This is a genomic window from Acinetobacter sp. PK01, from assembly GCF_022819285.1.
GTDB lineage: Bacteria > Pseudomonadota > Gammaproteobacteria > Pseudomonadales > Moraxellaceae > Acinetobacter > Acinetobacter tandoii.
On the sequence record NZ_CP094644.1, the window covers coordinates 1 to 23242 of the forward strand.

13 protein-coding genes and 2 pseudogenes are annotated in these 23242 nt (G+C 39.3%); 8 read left to right on the top strand and 7 right to left on the bottom strand.

Annotation, left to right across the window (positions count from 1 at the left end; translation table 11 throughout):
• The 8 genes from MP622_RS16695 to MP622_RS16730 all read left to right on the top strand — a co-directional run bounded on the left by MP622_RS16695 (position 1) and on the right by MP622_RS16730 (position 7604).
• Complete coding sequence (locus tag MP622_RS16695; RefSeq protein WP_243793624.1) at positions 1-2193, top strand: S8 family peptidase; 2193 nt, start codon at positions 1-3, stop codon at positions 2191-2193.
• Positions 2194-2201: 8 nt separating this feature from the next.
• Positions 2202-3464: an exodeoxyribonuclease VII large subunit gene (gene xseA / locus MP622_RS16700; RefSeq protein ID WP_243793626.1), complete on the top strand. Its 1263-nt coding sequence runs from the start codon at positions 2202-2204 to the stop codon at positions 3462-3464.
• Positions 3457-3651, top strand: coding sequence for an exodeoxyribonuclease VII small subunit (gene xseB, locus MP622_RS16705; protein ID WP_243793627.1), 195 nt, complete (start codon positions 3457-3459; stop codon positions 3649-3651). Before xseA ends, xseB begins: the two co-directional genes overlap by 8 nt.
• A 77-nt stretch (positions 3652-3728) precedes the next feature.
• The gene (locus MP622_RS16710) at positions 3729-4550 is read left to right on the top strand and encodes an HNH endonuclease (RefSeq protein ID WP_243793629.1); all 822 of its coding nucleotides are present in this window, start codon (positions 3729-3731) and stop codon (positions 4548-4550) included.
• 141 nt (positions 4551-4691) lie between these two features.
• Complete coding sequence (locus MP622_RS16715) at positions 4692-5333, top strand: SOS response-associated peptidase family protein (protein ID WP_243793630.1); 642 nt, start codon at positions 4692-4694, stop codon at positions 5331-5333.
• Between the two features lie 112 nt (positions 5334-5445).
• Positions 5446-6072 carry a S24 family peptidase gene (locus MP622_RS16720; RefSeq protein ID WP_243793632.1) on the top strand — a complete coding sequence of 209 codons (627 nt, stop codon included), beginning with the start codon at positions 5446-5448 and terminating at the stop codon, positions 6070-6072.
• A gap of 14 nt (positions 6073-6086) precedes the next feature.
• Entirely contained in the window at positions 6087-7382 is a 1296-nt protein-coding gene (locus MP622_RS16725) for a Y-family DNA polymerase (RefSeq protein WP_243793634.1), read from the top strand.
• Positions 7383-7385: 3 nt separating this feature from the next.
• Entirely contained in the window at positions 7386-7604 is a 219-nt protein-coding gene (locus MP622_RS16730) for a hypothetical protein (protein WP_243793636.1), read from the top strand.
• A gap of 548 nt (positions 7605-8152) precedes the next feature.
• Here the strand turns inward: MP622_RS16730 and MP622_RS16735 are convergent.
• The 7 genes and pseudogenes from MP622_RS16735 to MP622_RS16765 all read right to left on the bottom strand — a co-directional run bounded on the left by MP622_RS16735 (position 8153) and on the right by MP622_RS16765 (position 23138).
• A pseudogene (locus MP622_RS16735) lies at positions 8153-8471 on the bottom strand (type II toxin-antitoxin system HicB family antitoxin).
• Between the two features lie 2 nt (positions 8472-8473).
• Positions 8474-8662, bottom strand: a pseudogene (locus MP622_RS16740) (type II toxin-antitoxin system HicA family toxin).
• Between the two features lie 316 nt (positions 8663-8978).
• Positions 8979-9380, bottom strand: coding sequence for a helix-turn-helix domain-containing protein (locus MP622_RS16745; protein ID WP_016165532.1), 402 nt, complete (start codon positions 9378-9380; stop codon positions 8979-8981).
• A 1-nt stretch (position 9381) separates the two neighbouring features.
• A complete protein-coding gene (locus MP622_RS16750) occupies positions 9382-9672 on the bottom strand; it encodes a type II toxin-antitoxin system HigB family toxin (protein ID WP_243793638.1) in 291 nt (96 codons plus the stop codon).
• A 267-nt stretch (positions 9673-9939) separates the two neighbouring features.
• Positions 9940-15096, bottom strand: a complete 5157-nt coding sequence (locus MP622_RS16755; RefSeq protein ID WP_243793640.1) for a DUF4011 domain-containing protein — start codon at positions 15094-15096, stop codon at positions 9940-9942.
• A gap of 453 nt (positions 15097-15549) precedes the next feature.
• Positions 15550-19536 (bottom strand): hypothetical protein, encoded by a 3987-nt coding sequence (locus MP622_RS16760; RefSeq protein WP_243793646.1) that lies wholly within the window; start codon positions 19534-19536, stop codon positions 15550-15552.
• Positions 19537-19541: 5 nt separating this feature from the next.
• Positions 19542-23138, bottom strand: coding sequence for a hypothetical protein (locus tag MP622_RS16765; RefSeq protein ID WP_243793648.1), 3597 nt, complete (start codon positions 23136-23138; stop codon positions 19542-19544).
• Between the last annotated feature and the right edge of the window lie 104 nt (positions 23139-23242).

Consider the following 23242-nt stretch of genomic DNA (forward strand, 5'->3'; position numbering starts at 1 on the left):
ATGAAAAACTTCCTAATAGGATATGGTGAGACCCTCACCAATCCAGTGAATATAAAAACTGGAGGTGGAGATAAGAAACACCCATACTCTTTTGAAGAAGGACGACTAAGATTTCAACATAATTTAGAAGAAATTATGTGGGAAATCGAAAATAAACCTACAGAAGCTTGTGCAAATGACGAAGTGGTAGTCAAATTTATTCAACACCCCTCATATCTAGCTAAAACTTATTACCCACGTAAACTTTTTAAAAAATTTGGGATGAAAGATGTAGGATCAAGATCTGTAAAAATTTCACCTGATAGCTGGGCTACCCATAAACACCCACATATTGCCGTAACGTCATGCATTTATGTATCTGGTAAAAAAACCGATTATCAAAAGATGCTTCAAGATGTTGAAGAAAATCGTTTAGATCAAACCGCTCTAGACTTTATTCGTACTATTGAACGCGTAGATATTTTTAAATCTGAAGAAAAGATTAAAAATTTAGATCCAACTAGAGAAGTAAATAAACTTGAAGTAGTCATTCATGCTTCCGAAGACGAGGGTACTATTTTAGAAGCTTTCCTAAAATATGTTGATAAACTAGGAGGAAATGCTGAAAAAAATAAATCTAAAATTGTTGGAGGGTTAACTTTCATACCTGTAACAATTGAACACGGTCTTGAAGAAGAACTTGCTGAATTTTCTCATTTACGTGTATTAAGAAGTATTCCTAAGTTACGTTTCAATAAGCCAAATCTAACAAGAACTCAATTAAGAGAGCCTTTTAACTTTCCTCAAAATTATAAACTTTCTGAAAAGTTTAAAGTTTGTATATTCGATGGTGGCCTTGGGAATTCTCATCTCCTAGGAACTTTAGCAACAGAAATTATACCTCCTGATGTTTCCACCTCCCATCCTCACTTTTTAGCCCATGGCAGTGAAGTTTGTTCAACATATCTATTTGGACCATATGAACCTGGTTCAGCATTGTTAGGCACGCCATATACAAATGTTGATATAGTTAGAGTCCTTTCTCCAGAAGATGAACTAGATCCAGATTTATTCAATGTCTTATCAAGAATTGAAGCTGTACTGAAAGAAAAGAAATATAAATATATTAATTTAAGTCTAGGACCTCAAATAGCAGTCGATGATGATGACGTGCATGTATGGACTTCAGTTCTTGATCAATATCTACAAGATGGACATTGTTTAGCAACAATTGCTATTGGCAATGATGGTGATCTACCTGGAGAATTAGGCCGTATACAACCCCCTAGCGACATGGTCAATAGTCTTGCCATAGGAGCAATAAATAGCCAGAGTAATGATTGGGAACGAGCACCTTATAGTTGTACAGGACCAGGAAGAAGTCCTGGTCTAATCAAACCGGATGGAGTTTTATTTGGCGGTAGTGAAAAGGAAATGTTTCATCTTTATTCTCCTCTTACACATTCAATAGTAGCAACTATGGGAACCAGCTTTGCCTCTCCACTTGCTATGCGTGTTGCAGCTGGTATTGATGCACTAACAGATTTTGACTTAACAACAAATTCTATAAAGGCCTTGATGATTCATAAAGCGAAGCCCGAACACCATTCGCAAAATGATGTTGGCTGGGGAAAACTACCTCACAACCCAGAAGAAGTATTAGAGTGCTTAGATGATGAAGCTACAATTTTATTTCAAGGAGAACTTAAGCCAGATCAACACTTGCGTATCCCGATTCCAGTCCCGAAAGATGCGGATTGCACGTGGGTTGTTTTAAAAGCTACATTTAGTATCAATGCCATTACAGATCCCGAGCATCCTTTACACTACACGCGGTCAGGCTTGGATATTACATTTAGGGCTAATCAAAATAAAAAAAATGATGAGCAACAACATCCTGATGCTAAAACTTTCTTTTCAAGTAAAAGCTTATATCTCACTGAAGATGAATTACGAGAAGATGCACATAAATGGGAAACAACAATATCGAGGAGCCAAAGATTTAAATTATCAACTCTTGATGATCCTTTATTTGATGTCAAATATCATGCTAGAGAGCAAGGGGCCTCGACTGAAATTTCAGAATTGCCTCCTATTAAATATTCTTTAGTTTTATCTATTCAAACTGTTGGTGATGTGAATGTGTACAACAGCATTCTGCAAAAAAACCAGACACTTCTACCAGTCAAAGTTTCGAATCGTATTCAGATTTAAAAAACAATATGCTTGATACTCAATTATCACTAAGCCAATACCTGTCTAGTGTTCAGGAAGTGATTCAAATTGCTTTCAATGAACCTGTATGGGTAAAAGCTGAGGTTCGCAACCTAAGTATCAAAGGTGGACATTACTATTTAGAGCTTGCTGAAAAAGATGAGCATACGGATAAGCTGGTCGCCAGCTGTAGAGCAACTATTTGGAAGTTCTCAGCAGCTAAAATGGTTCTTAAGTTTGAGCGTGAAAGCGGAGTTGAGCTATCTAAAGATCTCAATGTGTTGATCAAGGTAAAAGCTCGCTTTGATCCCCAGTACGGCTTTTCAGTCAACGTCGAAGATATTGATTCAAGTTACACCCTTGGTGACATTGCACGGCGCTATCAGCAAATTCTTGAGAAGCTAACCACTGAAGGATTGGTTAATAAAAACAAGGGGCTTCCAACACCCTTCGATATTCAAAATGTCCTGGTGATTGCCCCTGAGAATGCTGCAGGTCTAGGTGACTTCCGAAAGGATGCCGATGTGCTAGATCGCGCTGGTGTGTGTCACTTTGTCTATCACTCAGCAACATTCCAAGGTAATACAGCCCCTACCAGTATCATTGAATCTTTAAGTGCAGGTTTAAGGCAATGGGCAACTGATTTCGATTCCCCTCCTGATCTGATTGTGATTATCCGAGGTGGTGGTGCAGTTAATGATCTTGCCTATTTGAATGACTATGATTTGGCCGCCCTACTCTGTAAACGTTCAGTACCGATCTGGGTAGGTATTGGCCACGAAAAAGACCGTACAATTTTAGATGAAGTGGCCAACCGTTCTTTTGACACCCCGAGTAAAGTGATTGGCGGGATTCGAAATCTGATCCAGGAGCGAGTTCAGAACGTGCTTGAATCTCTACAGAAGATAAAGCTGCTCTCTCAACATCAAATCTCGGCGTATCAAGGTCAGAATGATCAATACATCAAAGTCATAAAGACGCTTGCTCAAAACCAAATCAATGAAGCAAACAGAACGCTCGAGTTAATGAAGAGCGATACCCAATACTTTGCTCAATCTCAATTGAAACTTGCCTCAAATCAAATTGAAGGCTTACTCCGTGAGACTCTTTTACAAAACCCTAGAAATGTAATGGCCAAAGGCTACGGGATTGTCCGTAGTGAAGGTAAGGCTATTCGTTCTATCCAACAAATATCAGGTAAAGCCATCCAAGTAGAACTGCAGGATGGTCTAATCGAAGCCAATGTGACGCAGGTGATTAAGAATGACTAAGAAAGAATTAAGCTTTAAAGAGGGATTCGATATTCTGCAGAAAAATTCTGAGCTTCTTGAATCTCAAGAACAGCCAGATATCGATAATTTGATGAAAATTGTTGAAGAATCGATGAATGCTTACAAAGCCTGTAAGTCACGTGTGGATGCTGTTCAGCAGGCTTTGAATGAAACATTTAAAGATTAATGCACACTTTACTATAACCGCATCATCTTTGAGCACATAACAAATTAATAAATGACACTTATTCTGAGGAATAATTAATGGATGTTGTTACCAATACTGACCAAATAAGAAATAATATTAAAGAATTTGAAAAATCTAAAGGCACTTCACAAGTAACTTTAGGTCAGTACTTAAAGTTAATACAGAAAGGCCAATGCTTTGTACCTTACATGTCTGATTCAGGCATCGCTTTTGCACCTTCAAGGTTTATAGGATATATCGATAACAATTTAGAAATTCACTCTGAAAATGATGGCAAAAATGGGCGAGCAACTAATGTAGCCATCACCAAAATTTTTAAATCCATTCCTAGTGATAATTCTACTTTAGAAACACAATTTTTAGAATTTTGTAAGAATCATGGTATAAAACCCGATAATAAGAAAAGGAAATATTGGGTTACTGATGAAATTAAAATTATTATTGAAGATGATATTGAGAACAACATCAAAAATGCCCCAAAATTAAACAAAACTGTTAAGCAGCAGCTTATAAATGCTCGTATCGGACAAGGAAATTTCAGAAAAGAACTAATTAGCATGTGGGGTAAATGTTGTGCGAGTGGTTGTATCTATATTGATATTTTACGCGCTTCTCATATTAAACCCTGGAGAGACTCTACAAACGAAGAGCGTTTAGATAAATTTAATGGATTACTCCTTTCCCCTAACTTTGATGCACTTTTTGATAAAGGACTCATTTCATTTAAAGATGACGGAAAAATTCTTATTTCGAAGGCCTTATCTAATGACGTTCGTAATACGCTTGGTATTCTGAAAGATACTAAGGTGGCTCTTCAGCCCTCTCATGAAAAATATATGAAATGGCATCGTGAAAAAATATTTATCAAAACTTTATGAGCATTGGCAAGTCACCATTGACTCGATATCCAAAACTAACACAACAGCCAAAAGCTAAAACTCCTTTCTTTTAATGAAATGAATATATAGATCACTTTCAGGTAAATAATTCGAAATGTGACACTTAAGGGTAAGATAATCATGTGCTCAAATTACCTATTTCCAAGTAAAAGAAATTTGACACTCTTTGGTGTCGATACCAGTCAGTCCAATCTTGAGCTTAAGGATCATGTTTTTCCTTCCTATCATGCTCCAATCATTCTGAATGGTTCAGAACATTTGGAACTTGATATCGCAAAGTTTGGCTTGCTACCAAGCTGGGCGAAAGAATTGAAGTTTAGCAGTCATACTTATAATGCCAGAACCGAGTTTGTAGCAGATAAGCCAAGCTTCCGACATGCATGGAAGTACAGTAAGTTTTGCCTAGTTCCTGTTCAAGAGTTCTATGAACCCAAATACATCAATGGTAAGCCGCACTGGTACACCATTAAGCGTAAAGATGATCAACCTTTCACGGTTGCAGGGATCTATGATGATGCGGTGATTGATGGCAATAAGGTACGCTCCTTTTCGATGTTAACCATCAATTCTGATCATCACCCCTTCATGAAGCAATTCCATGCACCGAAGGATGAGAAGCGATCCATCATCGTTATTCCAGAGCAGTACAGAAAAGACTGGCTAACAGCAGATCATGAACACGCGCATGAATATTTCTTTCAAATGCCTGATGAATTCGTCACTTTTCCACGCGATGAGCAGAAACAAAACGTCTTATTCTGACGCATCCTTGTTTATCCACAACTTTTTAAATTTGAATTTTAAACGCTGTTAGTAATATCCTATTTAAACAAATTCTACTTCCAAACACGCCACCGTAGCGTAGGAGTATCACATGTCTAAGAAGTTGCCTATCTACTTCTCTGACGACGCATGGTCATCTTTACAAGAGCTCATGGGTCCAGAGGGTAAGCCAAGCCCTACCATTAACACTGTGCTTGAACAAATCGCTGTTCAAAATGAGCTTGTTGAGAAATTAGGGCTTACTGCAGTCCTACCCAAATCCAAAGTATCCATTCCCGTCTCTTTAGAGCGTATTCCTGCAGGTCCAGCCTTCAGCACCAAGGATGAGCAAGACAAAGCGCTCGATCTGAATGAGTTCCTGATCCACAACCCTATTTCTACGTTCATTGCTTATGTAGACAGTGAATCCATGCTTGATGCTGGCCTAGAGATTAATGATCCAATCATTATTGATCGCAGTATTGAAGCCAAGCATTACGACATCGTCGTTGCCCTGATTGATAATAGCGCCTCGACCATTAAGCGGCTGATGATCACCAATAAGATGTCCAAGTCTGAAATCAAAGAGATATTTGGAGATGAAGATTATCCTCTTCCAGAACTTTGGTTAAAGGCTGAAAATTCGAATTACAATCACATCATTCCTGATGACAGTCAGACCATCTCAATCTGGGGTGTGGTGACTTTTAATTTAAAGCGTATTTATCACCGCTCATAAAAAGAAGAATAACCATGCAAAGTGAAAATGAAATATTCGCGTTAGTCGACGTGAATAATTGCTACGTCTCGTGTGAGCGTGTGTTTAATCCTGCCTTGAATGATCGCCCGACCATTGTGCTCAGCAACAATGACGGCTGTGCTGTAGCGAGAAGCCAAGAAGCGAAAGACTTAGGTATCAAGATGGGTGTTCCTGTATTCCAAATTCAGGACCTGATCAAACAACATAACATTCAGGTGCTATCCAGTAATTTCTCATTATATGGCGAAATGTCCAAGCGCTTTATGGAGCTGCTTGGGGATTATGTTGCACCAGGAGATCAAGAGGTCTATTCCATTGATGAATGCTTCTTAAAACTTACAGCTTATGAGCATTTATTTGACCTGACTGAATATGCGCAGGACATGAGAGCTAAGGCTTGGCGCTGGTTAGGACTACCCTGCTGTATTGGAATCGGTCGCTCTAAAACTGAAGCCAAGATTGCCAATCATCTCGCCAAGAAGAACAAGTTCTTCAATGGGGTGTGTAATCTGGCTCATATGGACCCATGCTCTACAGAAACGCTACTCGCGCAGGTCGATGTGTCTGAGATTTGGGGCGTCGGCAGGCAGAACTGTAAGAAGCTCAATGCCATGGGTGTTCAGTCTGTGCTGGATCTCATCAATGCCAACCCTAAAGAAATCAAAAAGCAGTTCAGTATCGTGATGGAAAAGACGGTGCTTGAGCTACAGGGTCTCTCTTGTATTGACCTGACAGATGATGCTGTAGCGAAGAAGCAAATCATCAGCAGTCGTTCATATGGCAACCCAGTGTATGAAAAGGATGACATCAAAGCTTCTGTCCGGCTTTATGTGGCCAGAGCCGTAAAGCGAATGCGGGAAGATGGCTCAATCTGCAAGATGATCGGTGTTTATATCCAAACCAGTCGCTTTGATAAGACTGAGCGTTACTCACCTTACATCGTGGTTCAGATGCATGAGCATACTGATGATCTACTGATTATCACCAAGGCTGCGATGAAAGGTATCGATCAGATATTTAAGAAGGGTTTTAAGTATAAAAAGGCAGGAATCGTTCTGCTCGAAATCACGGATAAATCCAAGTTTGTGCCCGATCTATTCACGGACTATTCACATAAGCAAGAGCGCGAAAAACTTTCTGATGCCATTGAATCCATCAGTGAGCGGTTTGGGAAGAATCTTGTCACGTTGGGGATAGCCAACAATCGAGAAGCCTCATGGCACATGAATCAAAACCTTAGATCACCATCATATTTAACAAAATGGTCTGACTTACCAAGAGTGGGATAAAACATGCATTTATTTAAATTAACTGACGAACAAATTACTCAAATCCTTATCCCGAAAAGATTTGTACCACCTACGCCACCTGAACTTAAAGGCAAGGACATGGTTTATGTTTTTGATAGCGAAGATAAGTTTGAACTGACTTATGATGAGTTGGTGGAGATTATTAGTAAAGCAAGAATGGCTGGACCAAAGTTGATACCAGTGTTGGGAACAGTAAATTAAGTTGTGCAGTGGTCGCACACCACTTGAAACATTACTTAATTGGAAGCGAATTTGGGCTGAGAAAAAATCAGCTCAAATTTAACCTGACGGGCCCACTAAAAAATGGGTAACTGTCAGATCGAGTTTGGACTACAACACTTTAGCTCATCGATTTACCAAAGTGCTAATCTTCACACCATTTTCGTAAATCCAGCAATCAAACTGTGATGCTAAAGCTTTTAAATTCCCCTTATTATGAATCAAAGTTAGCATGATGCTTTTCATAAAGACAGCTTACTTATAACCAGAGAGATTTTTAAACAATTCCCCCTTTTCAGTTTGCTTAGGCTATTTAAGCCAGAGTTCATTTAACATTTGTGGATTTTCTTTCTATCTGCTCTCTCAAAGCTTTCGAGTCATATCCCTTATCAGCGCTAAGAAGATCGGTATTTTTCATAAATTACGCAAAAAAAAACCGCCATGTAGACGGGTAGTTGCTCTCTTAAGATCTTAATCGTGTAGTGCTAATTCTGCACTTTTTTTGCCAAAAAGGCAGATCGACTTAAATGCTATCTTTTTGCAACAGCATCAAGACGTTTGACCAAAGACTCTGACATACTGACATTGATACGGACTGATTTTGCTTGTATCAATATCAATCAACAACCAGAACCCATCTTGAAATCGCTCATCACCCAACCATTGTTCAGGGCTTGATGGTTTTGGTAATTTTGATTCCTCGCCATCAAAATGAAGCTCTACAGCCTCTTGCGCCATGCGTTGAATATCTTGCATTTCATCCGCTGCACTAAAACACCCTTCAAAGTCAGGAAAAGTTAAGCCGTATGCAGTATCTTCATCTTTATGAACATATACTGGATATAACATATTTACCTCCACTCCCAACCAGCCTGTTTATAAATATTGCGTAAAGTGCCAATCGGCATGTCTTTCCTCGGGGGAGGAACTACAACATGACCAGATTTTTCAGGAGGCTTTTATTTCTCATGGTCGCCTTTATCTCCCACTTTGTACCAGCCTTCCTGCTCTAGACACTTAATAATGTCTTTGCTATTCATTGTATAATTATACGCAACACTATATTGAAATGGCGTTAGAATGTTGCCATATTCGTCAAGAAAGTTTGTCTCAGACAAACTCGGTACGGTTCACTTTATTAAGTGCAGAAAGCAAAAAACTTTACTGCATAAAGCTACAATGAGCAGTATTTCAATGATAATTTTATATAGTGGTTTTTTTATTTATTACCGTTTTTGTGATTCTTAACGAAGGAATAAAGCGATTATAGGCACGTAGACTTTGTAAATTGAAATATCAAGACTAACGAGAAATTCAAATTGATTACTAATAGAGCGCCTCACGGCGCCCTATCTTTTAGAAAAACGTATCTGCCGATACATTAAACCGCTCAGACAATGCCTTAATATGACGAATATTCAGTTGGCGTTTACCACTTAAAATCTCAGAAATCACAGATTGGGTTGCAACCTCTGCTAAGTCAGACTGACCTAAACCATGTTGCTCCATCAAAAAAGCCAAAGCAGCGCGACCATCCCCTTTAGGCATAGGAAGATGCTCATTTTCATAATCAGAAACCAGATCACCAAGCTGATGAATAAGCCCCATTAAAGGATGAGACTCATCATCACCAACGGTATCTAAAAGTTCATCTAAAGCTTCAACAAGTGTATGAAAGTCTTCTTCATTTTCTGGCTTGCTGAGCAATGGTGCAACGTAGTGCCAGTGGTCTACGGCCTGTTTAATCATCGCGTTCATACTAACCTTCCTTCCAATGACCTTTGTCATATTCTTTATGGGACAAGACATGACGGATATACACACGTTTCGCCTGATACATCACGACTGCAATAAGTCGGATCTTGTTCCCGCCAATATCGAACACATGGAACTTTCCAACTTTATCGACCGCTGGAAAGAGCTGTTTCATCTCAGCAAAATCTTTCGGATCGTTTGCCTTTATGATTCGATACCAACCATCTAATGCCGTTTCAGCCTGTGGCCACTTGTGCATTGCTTCTATAATTCGAGCGTGGGTGATCACATGCATAACATTTTATCGCATTTTGCTATAAATCAAGTATAAACCAATTATCGCATTTTGCAATATTGAAGGGCTAGGATGAATAAAGCGCCAAACGGCACTTTATTCATTATCAGAATGCACTTAATCTGATGACCTTAAAAATTCCTGTTCATTGATCTGACTTTTCCCCGTCACATGCAGTTCATGGAATTTACGACTCGCATGGACCATACAGCCCAAGTCAATGACTTGATTTAAAGCATGCTTTTCATCTCAAAATTTTCAGACAATTTAAGCAACCTGTTGATTTATTTTGATCTCTTCCAATTCTTTTACCAATTTAGTTAAGTTCTGCTCTGGATCCAGCCACCAGTCAACTGTCCACACAGATAATACCTGCCAGCCTAACCCATTTAATACTGTTGGTTTGAGCTGATCACGGTCTCTTGCTGTAGCTGCTTTTGCATAATTTTCACCATCGACTAGAATACCTACAATATAGCTATCTGCATGCAAGTCATCTTTAATAGCTAGATCTACACAGCTATCTCCCTGACCTATTCCGAGGTCCACGCTCCAACCTTTTTCTTGAAGCCTATTCTGTAAGTACTGTACAAATTCTTTTTTAGTCTGCTGTTTGTTTTGATCAACATAATTTAAATGCAGCTGACCACTACGAGCAAAAACTAAGAAATCTTTTAGATCCCTTACACCCTCACTATTGGTGCGTGCCAAATTAATTTCTTCTGGACTTAAGGCCGAGAAAACATGTAATCCTTGACGAGCGCGAGTAATTGCTACATTTAGACGGCGCTGACCACCTTGACGGTTAAGTGCACCAAAATTCATAGATAAGCGGCCATCACGGTCTTTTGCGTAAGTAATTGAGAAAACGATAATATCGCGTTCATCCCCTTGCACATTCTCTAAATTTTTAACAAATAAATGCTCAATGCCTGATTTACTCAATGTCTCTAACTCTGGATGATTTGCCAATTCATTATCCAGTAAATCTTCAATCAACTTCTGCTGAGTCATATTGAAAGTGACCACCCCTAGAGTCAAAGGATTCTCTTGCCCTAACTGTGACTGTAAATGCTGAATAATGAATTCAACAATTGCCTTAGCTTCATTCGGATTGGTACGTGTATCCCCTTTGTCATAGACTCCATCAACCACATGCAATTTTACAGCTGTGTCCTTAGCAACAGGTGCAGGGAAAGTAAATAAACCACCTTTGTAGTATTTCTGATTACTAAACTGAATCAGGCTTTCGTAACGACTACGGTAATGCCAGTTCAAAGCTAATTCTGGTAACTGAGCAGCAAGGCATTCATCTAAAATACTCTCCAGATCTTCAGTAACCTCCTCATCAATTTCTTCTTCAGAATCGCCTTTACCAAAGAAACTGGTTGGTGGCATTTGTTTATTATCACCCACCACGATTGACTGTTTACCCCTCGCTAATGCACCAATTGCATCCCATACAGGAATCTGTGATGCTTCATCGAAAATTACTACATCAAATTTTGCTTCTGTGTCCAGATATTGGGCAACTGATAATGGACTCATTAATAAACATGGTTTCAAGCCAACTAAAACATCAGGAATTTGACGCATCAACTCTCGTACAGGAATATGACGGCGTTTCTTACCCAACTCTTTGTTAAGAACAGTCCATTGCCCTTTGTACTGGTTTTGTTCTGTAAAAATATTATTCCAACGGTGAATAATTTCCTGGCTTGCAGCAAGTTGGTGTTCTTTATCCTGCTGGGCAAAGGACATTATTTTCTGTTCATGTTGTTGGCTGTTAAATTGATTTAACTCTGGATGCTGGCTAAACTTATGTGTAATCCAGTGTCTCTCTAAATTAATATTCAGGCGTTTTAGGGCAGCATCCAAATCCAGTGGGGCATGCAGAAGTTCAAATGCCAATGGTTTTAAGCCACTTTTAATAAGCTGGCTTTTAATCGCCTGCCAATTTAACCAATGCCTCCAAGCTAGCCCATATTGCTGCAATTGCTGTTGTCTTTCGATAATTTCATTAAAATCAATATCTGAATATGCGGTAATCTCAATATCACCCTTCAGTACATGATCATTCAGCAATTGACTGAATGTATTCTCCACCTGAGCTATCTTTTGCGTCAGTTCATCCAAATCATGATTTTTACTGAACTCTACCGCTTTTAATAAAGTTGCTTGATCGGTAATTGACGACGCAACTATCTGCTTAATTTCTTGCCACTGATTGTGAATAGTTTCAAAACTTTGCCACGCGCTATCTTCACCCTGCCAATAAGAACCAAGCTCATTCGCTAACTGTTTTTCACATTCAGTAAACTGTCGTTGTTGGCTTTGGATATGTTGCAAGATAGGTAAGTCATGTGCAACTGCCAACGCTGTTGGGCGTTGAGTCGAGTCTTGATAGGTCTTGACTAAGTTTCTCAACTGGAATTTAGCGAACCATGAAAATGGGAACATTTTTGATTCTGCTTCACGCCATTTAGAGCCCATTTGACTTAAATCTGCTTGATAAATTTGAGATTGGTATTGCCCTACTAATGAAGAACGCTGTTGCTTAAGATCCTGCGTTAAGTATTTTGTCTGGGTAATGGTTTTTAAATCGATATCTTTAATCGTATTTAATAGTTTTAAATCTGTTTGCTGAACTAGTTTAGATATTGCCTTAAAAATCGAAACATCCTGCTTAACCAGACTCAGATTTTGCTTCTCACTGAATCCAAAAGCCTGTTGCCAAGCAGAAATAGACTTTTGTAATTGCTGTATCTGACCGATAAGTTGGTCCTGTAATAGCTGATATTGCTCCTGCCATGCCAGACTCCAAATAGGTTCAGACAAGCCCTCCGCAAAACCATCCAATACGTCTTTAGCATTTTCATTCACTAGCTGACGCAAGCTTACCGCTTGTGTCACAGTCTTATTCAGCAATTCACGCTTTTCTAATGTCAATGTCGCGATATTAATCTCAGGAAACCGTAAATGTGGTGTATTCCGATAACAAAGTTCATCACTCATTGCTGCATACAGACTCCAACCAATCGCATGTACGGTATGCAGGTTATTTACGTGCTGATTCAGTTCATCACGTGACTGGATTAATCTGTCCGATAGCTTCTGCCATTCAGTTGTCTTTGGCTGAGCACTTAGAAAGTATGGATCATTGTTTTTCTGTGCTCTTTCCCGTAGTTGATCCAAAACCTCCATTTTCTGAGCTTTGGAAGAATGTAACTGCAAGCACAACTCACTCAAACCAATCTGTGTCAAACGACGATAGACAACCTCTAAAGCAGCCATTTTTTCCGAAACGAATAACACGGATTTTCCATCTGCTAGACATTGTGAAATCATATTGGTAATGGTCTGCGACTTACCTGTACCAGGAGGGCCCGAAAGTACAAAAGTACGTCCTAATGCGGCGGACATCACTGCTGCTAGCTGTGAAGAGTCAGACGATAATGGTGTAAATAATTGTTGCGGTTGATATTGTTGGTCTAGTTGAGCTGGTTGCGGAAAATCATCTTGCTTAATGAATGGTTCTCGTGGTGTTTCAATAAGATGATTTACTACAGATTGATTTTTAAGTTGATCCATTCGTGTAGACAAATCAAGCCACATTAAATATTTTGAAAATGAGAACTGACCAATGGCAGCCTCAGCTTTAACCTCCCATCCTGCTATATTCACAATAGCCTTACGCACAATATGTAAGACTTGATTAACATCTATACCAGAATCATCTGTAGGCAAAGGATTTAAACCCGAAATATCTAGTTCAAAATCCTGTCTTAATAATTGTAATAAGGTCGAATTAAAGCGAGGCTCATCATCATACATAAACAGGCGATAACCTGTTTTAGCGGTCTCGCGAGTGATCTGCACAGGAATAAGCAGTAGAGGCGCTTTAAAGGTGCGTTTTGATCGCTCTGATTCTTTCCATTCCAAGAAACCGATCGCAAGAAATAGTGTATTCGCTCCGCCCTCTTCCAAAGCAGTACGTGAGGCACGGTAAACCTCAATTAAGCGCTTTTCCAATAAGGGTGTATCGAGTGGACTAAACAATAGTTTTCTGGACAGGCTCTCATCAACATATTGATTGATATGCTGGCTTTCATTGTCACGCTGGACGTCTTTTAGCGAGATGCTATCAACCCCCTTAAATAAGAAACCCTCTTGGTTCGCCAATGCATCTTCAAGTTTACCCAGTGTTAACTCAGGACATTGTAAGGGAATGCTGTAACGATTGTCCTTAAAGTTTAAGAGCTTGTTACGAAGACTTAGATCGAGTAAACGACGCAACCAGCGGTCAACCCTAGTGGTTTTACTTTCAACTGGACGTTCAAGATCGTAAACAGGAATGGATGCAGGTGCCCATTCAATTTCTGTTTCATCCAAATGATTTTTCTTATCCTGGTATGAGGAAATTGGTTTAATGCCTCGCAACCGAGACTGGCGAACATCAATCGCAAGATAGAACTTATGCTGGCGGGATTCATCCTTAATGTACTGTTTTGCTGTTTCAAGTGCGGATGCAAACTTTGCTTGTTGTGTGAGCAGCGTTGTTTCTAGAAAAACAACTTCACCCAAATCATAACGCTTTCTTAAGGCTTGAATATCATCAATAATCAAGTCAACATTTGGCGTCTCATTTAACCAAATACCAAGATACGAATGTCCTTCTTCAATAATAAGTAAAGTATCTAAGCCTATTTGTTCAGCCAAGGCACTTAAAAGTATTGTCGTGTCTAAACAACATGCTAGCTTCTCGTCAAATATCTGCTTTGCCAAACGTATTCTTTGGCCCGATTTAATAAAGCTTGCTGGGTTAACAATATAATGAATATCTTGTTGTAATAAAGATTCCCATAACGCATTCAGCTGAGATAAAACAGAATCTCGATCTCGGTCTTGATAACCATTTAATGAACCTAGTTCTTTTGTTTTTAAAATTTCACTGGCCTTTACCAAAATCGGGCTGAGTGCTGAAGCATTGGGTTGTGAAAAACTCGCCAATAATTCTATGGGTTGGCGTTCCCCACCCCAAGTATCAATAGTTAATAAATCAATCTCTACCCGCTGCTCTGCCAGTATCTCGTCTCTTTCATTCAACCAAAGTATTTCAATACTGCCTTTAAGATTCTCAGGTAACTCCTGCAATAGTTTAATATCAAAAACTAATTTTGGTTTATCAAGAGCCAAAACTTGATTACCTTCTAAGCTCGCAATATTGATGGTATGTTCTTTGAAATACTCAGGATTTGAACGAATAACAATTCGAGAACCAGAAGTTGTTTCAGTGGAAGAGATTAGAACTTGCCGAATAAGAGGCACTGAATTTTGTTGTAAGACAAAACTCAAAGCTGAAGCACAATCAACGTGTAATGAATATTGTGGATCATGTTGTTGGTTATTTTCATCTTCTAGCATTATTTTCCCCTTCTCAATTTTATCAAACCCAATTAAAGGCATGCTTAAAAAGCTAAAATCACAATATTAAATAGTTGATATCTTGTTTTAAAATTAAGCGAATAACAATACTAAATCGTTATTCGCGGAAATACTAAGAAAAGAGACACTTAAATTTTCTTAACAAAGCATAACTCAAGCTAAAATCTAATGTTGAGTTTTCATTAGACTACTGTTTGTGCTGATGTTTTGCTGGGTGCTAATTTAGGTTATTTTCAATCAACTTAATATCTTTAACCTCTTCCATCAATAAGATTGCTTTGTCTTTATATTTGTCTAGCAAAGATCACTTATCTTTCGGCTTTGATTCGCCTGGCTTAATGCTTTTACATTATTCCTCTTATCAAATTGCTTAGGCTATTTTAACTCGAGTTTCTCTTCTTCGTATGATTTTTTATTTAACTAACTCGATTCCTACTCATTGAACATCGTCAGCGCATTTACCAAATTCAATTCACGACATAACATAAAATTGGATTGCTCAAATAACGTTTCAAATACTGGATGGCCAGACAATTGATCTGTTCCACGGAATGGATGATCCTTATATTCGGGCACAACTGGATATTCAGCATTCCTCGCCTTCAATTCAAAACTCAAGGTATCAAACCAATCAACATCGAAGCTCTTGTCAGCGATTTTGACCAACTCATTTGAACAAACTGGATACGCCAACCATAGTTTACGGATCATGCCTTGTTGCTCTACTTCCTTAATATAACTATCGCTTTCAGACTCACGAACAGCAGTAATCATATTCAGAATTTCCTTGATATATTTCTGAATATTTTTATAAGTGTTCAATTGAGGATGACCCTTAATCGCTATTAGCTCGCCCCAAAATACTTTTAGTAATTCTTGAGCATTGTTGTCATTCGCTAGTTGAAATGATTCCTTATTTCCAAAAAATGACCTGTCTTCCAAGATGATTGGCCCAGAGATGTAAATATTCTCTGGTATTGCTAAATTATCCTCAGAGTCACTGATCGTCAACAATCTTGATTTTAAAGAATGATTATCCCGGCACCACTTTTCGTAGAACTGAAGTTCACTAGATTCAGCTTCTTTGACAGGCGTATAGAAACTACGAAATCTGCTGGTTTTAGTGCTGTAAACCGAATTTAGGTTTAGTGCTCCATACAACCGTTCAGCCTTATCCATAACAGCTTTCAGGCGGCCAACCAGCTCCCCTGCATCTTTATTTGAGGCCATTTTATAAAGAACACTATTGGTCTCCTTCATAAAGTCACGAATCAGCTTGGCCAATCCCGGTTTCCCATTGCCTTTATCCTTCACTTCCCCAATCGGGATCATGGCAATATTCGAGTTCTTAAAGCCAGCATCTCCAGTGATTCGGGTAAACAAGGTTCCTCGAATCAACATAAAAATAGAGAGCATGTCCAAGGAGCTTTTAATTTTATATTCCAGTTCAGATTGAAATGCATCACTGGTTGTTAAGTAAAAATCTTCAACAAGAATGGTCAAAGTACGGTCTCTTTCATCACCATTAACCCATTCTTTCGTTTCTGGATCTAAATACCCACCACGTCCACGGTATACAAGTTGTGCAATTTCCATCATAGAGGCTTCAATTGCAAAGCGAGGCATCGCTGCAATAATGGCATCACAGTTTGGAAATGAAATACCTCTTGCTGCAGTTGAAGTAATCAAAACAACTTCAAGTTCTTCCTTTCTCTTTAGGAGGTCAACTCGATTGCTTCCCATAACCTGACTATCAAAAATACCAATCTTGGATCGATCAACTTTACCAGCATGAATGATCGCATCCCTCAACTTCGCTAAGGCATTTTTATCTTGGGCAAAATAGATGACTTGCTTCTTCCCTGCCAATAAATGCCGATGGATCAACGTCAGGGCAGTATCTTCGGAACGTTCACCTATTTCAGATCTAAATTGTTGCGTTAAATTTCGCTCCAGGCCCATCTCATCCTTCTCAGGATTGATAGCATATTGCATCAGCATGTAATTAATTTTCAGCTCAGTGGCTGGATAACAGTTCGCCATGATATGAATACTTGGTCTGAACCCTTTTCCATCACATATATCCGCTGTCTGCATTTTGAAAGGGAAATTACCAACCGAAGGAGAAATAAACATCTTGGCTGGTAGTGGATCCAACTTCTTCATGTAATTCTGGATTGCATTTACATTACTGAGTGAAGCATCCGCAAGGATGACTGTCACAGTAAATGGCGAATTGCCATCAAATGGATCAATAAAGTTCTTCGACAAGAACTTATGCATCTCATTAATGAAAGACCGACAACCCGAATCCCCAGTGATTTCATCAAACATCACCACAATATTCGGGAACTTCTTGGCAAAGGCTGCACGTTCCATCCTAGCTTCCGAAGGTTTTTTATCGATGTCGATTTTAAACATCTTGTTTAAACCATCTAGACTTGATGCGATCTTCGCTTTACTTTGCCCTTCTCTTGGATTCCTTGGCCCAGCAGCCGTGGTGTCATATTTCATGAATGCCTGAGTCGCTACAGTCATGGTGAGTCGATTAATCTCAGGATGGCAATCTAGCAATTGCTGCGATGACTCACCAAGAGAATCAAAAACTCTCGCAAATTTCTTGTTGGTCGCCGTGACTTTAGCATCGGATGTATTTGCATATCGTCTGCTGGTACTTTGACTTTCCTCCAGGTCCTTAATCTTTTGATAGTCGTCTTGCTTGAATAGCAATACACTTGAACCATTCGATGACTTCAGATTATCAACACCACCAATGATTGCACCTCCACGAGCATTTACAGGATTTTCCTTGCCATTGATAGCAGCATAAATCTGCTTGGCTTGCGTCACTACCTCGCTATTACTCGTAATCGTGGCTGAGATTTTAGACAAATCCCCAACTACATCATCATTGATCAATACTCGTGGACTTGTGTAGAAGAAAAAGAACCCCTCCAAGTCTGCCAAGAGAGTCTTGACGCTTGAAGTTTTTCCAATACCCGGTGTTCCTGTCAGGCAAATATATGAAATTTTACCGAGCTGACTTTCTTTTAAGGCAACCACTACGGCACATTTATGCAAATCACGTAAAGTAAAAGCGGTCTTATTCAGGATCTTTTTCTTCTGAATAAGTTTGAATTCAGCCTTGACCATTTGCTTCAGCTTTTGCTTATGATCATCGACATCACCATACTGGTCGATCAGGTCAAATACGTATTCCAAAGACAAGGGAGCATTCGGATTAATAAAGTCTTTGAGTTGTTCCGTGACCGAAAAGGTTAAGTCCTCACCGTATTCAATATCGGTGATATTTTCATGGAGCTTGTCCCTCATTTCTGAAGTCGGCTTGCTCATCAAAAAATTTAACATCTGAGTTTGAAGAATTTTACGTTGCTCTAAATTCTCAATACTCAGGTGGTTTTTCCGATACTCCTGGCCCAATTGGAACATCATTTCCAATTCTGGAGATTTGTGATCATCCGAGTATTCAGATGAGATGTATTCACTACCCCTATTTGTAATCGCAATCACATTCAAACGCATTTTACATTGTCGTTCAGGATCCAGAGTGCGCTTAAAGGATTCCGCAAAAGTTGTGGCATAAGAACAACCTTGGGCAATCTTAAACAGTACCTTTTCTTTACGAACGAACGCCTTCAGGTAATCACGTAATTTGTCAGTGAATTTGAAAGGAATTTCCTGAGCCTCAGCATTCACATAAGAAAATACACTATGCGATTCGGATTGCTTGATATACCGTTTATACTCATTCAGATATGTATATGGATCTTTAGCATTGAACTGTTCAGGTTCACCGATGACATAGAATATTGAGTATTCCTGAACCATGACATGATAGGTTGATTGGACACGAATCACTGCCAAGAAATCCGATCGAGCAAAATTTCCCTTCTTAAACATATCAGCCTGATAAATTTTAAACTGGTCTTTGAAGGTTTGTGTTGTCTCAGACTTATATTTCTCCATCGCTGCAAACTGCTCTGCAGTTGTGTAGTCATCTATCCAAGTTTGAGTAGTGTCACTTGGTAAGGTTAAGGGACACCAGATTCCAGCCAAGCCCCAGTTCGGTTTTGCATCTGCTGACTTTGCCAGTGGAGAGCCTTTCGGTTTAATTTTTCGAAGGAACTCACGAGTATTGGTGTAGCCATGTCCGAACGAGGTTTTCATCAAATGATGAAAGTACTTCTCAATATTCTCGTGAACGGTTGCATTCACAACATCTGCATATAGTTCAGCTTTAACCTCAGCAAGAACCTCCATCAGCTGCTTACGGTTCCATCTGATAACCAGTGGATGATTAGTTGGCAATAGCTTTGCGTCCAACAAAGCCATGATTGCCCCACGTTTAGCTCCGATTTCATAAACCTCGCCCCAAATTTTTGCTTCATTATCCAACACGGCACTTACTCCGTATTTTGCGAAGTGGTAGAGTCTTCAACTGGAACTTCTTCGACAGGAAATTCGGCTTCGAGTTCCTTTTTCTCAATGATGTATTCTTCAAGCTTACCAATCATTGCAGGCAAGCTCATCAGTACTTCACCTTTGGTCTGGCGCTTGGAAACGATAATCTCACCCAGCTCTTGTATCCCGGTTGTGCCACGAATATGGGAAGGTTGCAAAATTGGGTTATAGAATTTCTTCTCCGCACGTTCTGTCCCACTCGGTCGTTCTGACTCATAATAATGAACCCCACGAAGGACTGACCGAATCGCTTTCATCTCATTGGTGTCTTGGGTATCAATCACTTTGGCATGAAGCTTAGTCCGTTTATCATTATGAATAGAGTGTTCCTGACTGGTGAGCATATAGAAATATGAGCAAATACCATTCTGAGTGCGAGCCCCCACAGTTTTCATAGTCGCTATACTCAGGATCGACAGTGATTGCTTATGGATAGAGCAATTGGCACTGGCAGTATGGTGCTGGTGATGTGGTACTTCACATAACGAACCAATTTCACGTTGTTTGATGTTGAGCGCTGGGATCGTGTCAGATTGGCATGGATAGAAATTCAACTCTGGGAAAAGTTGATCCAGCTGATCTAAGGCACTTTCGCTTTCATGAATATTATTGTTGCTTTCTGTTTTACCAATTTTACGCTGAGCAAAGTGATGAGATAACAACACAACATCCTTATACCCTTCAGACTGAAGACCTTCCAAAATACGGTGTAGTGCTTTTGAAGTGCGTAAATTGTCTTGCATCACAGGTGCATGACTTATTTTCTTCAATACCAGTCTCCCTTGCTTATCGTTGATACGCTCCAAACCGTAGACATAGCAAATGTAACTATAGTCTGGCTTTAACGTCAGCAAATACTTTTGCGTTTGGTATTTGAATTCAACATCATTTTCAGGGCGGGAGTTATAGCTAATACAAGCTACTCGATCTTTAGTGCCTTCGAATGGGACAATCACTTCCGAATAACCAGAAAGTGCTTCAATCGCTGCCGAGATACGGTATGAAATAGTACGGTCCATTTTTAGATTGACTGGTGAGCACAACCTGTCCCCTTGAGCACTTGTATAGATTCTCGGATCTGGATTGTATTTAAGACCTTGGACTTTGAAAATCGAATCCTCATTGTTCAGCAGCTTTTCCAATGAATACGCCGTTGCATAGGCACGTTTACTTTCTGGATTAAAACCGCCTTTTTGATTGGCTTTACGGCTACCGTAATTGCGAGCATTTTCCTCATTTTCATGTTCATCTACTGAATCAATCCGAAGAAAAGGAATATAAATTCGCTGTTCTAACCCATTTTTGACCTTCACTGCTTTTATCAAATGCTTTAAAAAGGAATGCATGATCATCGAAAAACAGGTACTACTCATAATCAAGCCATTTTCAGTTTCATCCAAACAAAGATTATCTGCTCCCCCTTTCAAATCACTTAGTCTGAACAGTTGAGTTCGATAATGAATCATTACCCGATTAAGCGAGAGAAAATCATCATAATGTAGACTTTCATGGTGATACATATACGGTGCTTCATTCGGTTGCTTACGTTTTGTTGGAACCATAACCACAGGAAGACACGGTGCTGATAAATCACGCTGGACAGTAAATTGGGACAAATCTGGATTAGTATTCTCCAATGGAACGAGCGTCTTCACCTTTAAAGTTGACTTAAACTCAAGTTCACTCAGTGCCTTTCGAGCATACTGATTCATCCGCTGCGTCTCGTCCTCACCCATACGAGCCATCTTCTTACGACTACCATCTACGATCATGATGTAGTCATAGAAATTGTTATTCTCCCCATGAAAAATACTGGAATATTGTTCAACATCATCACCAAAAATGGAGGGCTTAAACACGTCCAGATTCACAATGTTTGGCTGCACAAAAATTTTGGTTTTGAGACTAGAATCCTTATCCATCTCTTGCATGATTGGTTCACAGCTATCATTTAGTGCTTTCTTAATTGTGTCAGTGATAGCTTTAACCTTTCTATGCATCGTATCGGTATTTAATCGCTGATTCAAAATTGCCGATAGGGTTGTACGCATTTTCTCAGGTTGCTTTAGCATATCTGCCAATAAAGCGAATTTTTCTTTAAATGCTTCAATTTTAAGGTCATCCGATAATACAAAGTAAAGCATAATCAGTTGAAACAATTCGTTCTTACAGACACGCTCCTGACATTCGGCAACCAAGATCGGCTCGTCTATCATCTCATTTTTTTCATTGACGATATTCGAAAGCAACAACGCTTCGTTGATGCTGATTAGGCGAGATTCATAGGCTGTTAACATCGAGCCTGCAGAATTTGGTAGTTCAGTACACTTTTTATTATTAATCAACAGTCTGGAATTGAATCTACTGCTCTTTTCTTCTTGTGCGAACTCTCCATTCACTCGAAAGGCATAAGTTACTTCACGTTTAATTGAAAGCCCTTTTTCATCTTGAGCACGAATATCATTCATTTCAACATTAGGGCGAACCCAGATAGGCAAAGCTTCCGTGGCACGGACATAGCCCAATTGATAGTTCAAGTCTAATGCACCAACTGCGCCATAGATGGCTCCGACATTCAAAATAAAATTATTTTCTATGTCAGTAGTCTCCGTATTCCACGGCATGACTCGCTCGCCAAAAATCTCAAAAAATGCCTTAGCTTTACGAATGTAGGAAACAGCAGCAGTACGCTTATACTCATTTTTTTCATTGCTCTCGATATAGTCAGCAATGATTTCCATGATCTTAAAGCAGTTTTTAGTCCGAGCTCGTGATAAAGCCTGTGTTTCTACAAAGGTGAGTAGATTTTGGATGTCATTGTTCTCTGTTGCAATAACATCACTTAAAATTCCCTCCATGAAATCCATTGCATCTGGAGATATCTTCTCATCTACTGGATAAGACAGCTTGACAATAGTTTTAATCGCCGTGCAGACCTCATTAACCCAGTTAGGCGCTTCCAGTTCCTCAGTCACAGTAAACAAGCGTAGCAAGCCATTCTTAACCTTCAGATCGCTGGTATATTGCAATGGAAGAATTCTTGCTTCACCTTGGATCTTGATTGGTACAGCATTGTGCTTTCTATTACTATTCGGATTCTTAACAACCTCTTGATAATTCCCCAACACCTGATCCAGATTTTGGAGATTAAAACCATTTGGTGCATCCATAATCAGCTGATTGACTGTTTCTGCCATAGCAAGATCAAACTCACGGTAAGCTTCGGCAGTTTTAATCTCAGACTCTTTATCAAATAAGGTGCTAATACGTAATTTAGATTCATGTGGGAGCAGCTGAATATCTTTGATGATGTTATAAATCGGCTTAGCTTCTTTCTTAGACCCAATTTTTTTAAATACTGCAGCAACAAAAGCTGAAGCATCAAAATTCAAAGCATTATTTGGACCGCCGTAATAAAAGAAGGATTTCGATTGTTGTTCTTTCAGCGTACTGACCATCGCATTTAATAATGGTGTGAGCATTATTTTTGGAGCAAGAGTACTAAGTTCAGTACTTGAACCTGTGTTATAGGTATTCATTATAGTTATCCATGACAAAGTTGGCACTTAAGGCTCTACATTTTTATGAAGCGTAAATCCCCTATCGTCCTTTTATAGTATTTTTTAAATGCCATAAAGTAAAT

Bases quoted from the DNA above. Each gene is read 5' to 3' on its own strand.
- MP622_RS16745 (WP_016165532.1), bottom strand. From the start codon at position 9,380: ATGAACGCGATGATTAAACAGGCCGTAGACCACTGGCACTACGTTGCA.
- MP622_RS16750 (WP_243793638.1), bottom strand. From the start codon at position 9,672: ATGCATGTGATCACCCACGCTCGAATTATAGAAGCAATGCACAAGTGG.
- MP622_RS16695 (WP_243793624.1), top strand. From the start codon at position 1: ATGAAAAACTTCCTAATAGGATATGGTGAGACCCTCACCAATCCAGTG.
- MP622_RS16765 (WP_243793648.1), bottom strand. From the start codon at position 23,138: ATGAATACCTATAACACAGGTTCAAGTACTGAACTTAGTACTCTTGCT.
- MP622_RS16720 (WP_243793632.1), top strand. From the start codon at position 5,446: ATGTCTAAGAAGTTGCCTATCTACTTCTCTGACGACGCATGGTCATCT.
- xseA (WP_243793626.1), top strand. From the start codon at position 2,202: ATGCTTGATACTCAATTATCACTAAGCCAATACCTGTCTAGTGTTCAG.
- MP622_RS16725 (WP_243793634.1), top strand. From the start codon at position 6,087: ATGCAAAGTGAAAATGAAATATTCGCGTTAGTCGACGTGAATAATTGC.
- MP622_RS16715 (WP_243793630.1), top strand. From the start codon at position 4,692: ATGTGCTCAAATTACCTATTTCCAAGTAAAAGAAATTTGACACTCTTT.
- MP622_RS16710 (WP_243793629.1), top strand. From the start codon at position 3,729: ATGGATGTTGTTACCAATACTGACCAAATAAGAAATAATATTAAAGAA.
- MP622_RS16730 (WP_243793636.1), top strand. From the start codon at position 7,386: ATGCATTTATTTAAATTAACTGACGAACAAATTACTCAAATCCTTATC.
- xseB (WP_243793627.1), top strand. From the start codon at position 3,457: ATGACTAAGAAAGAATTAAGCTTTAAAGAGGGATTCGATATTCTGCAG.
- MP622_RS16755 (WP_243793640.1), bottom strand. From the start codon at position 15,096: ATGCTAGAAGATGAAAATAACCAACAACATGATCCACAATATTCATTA.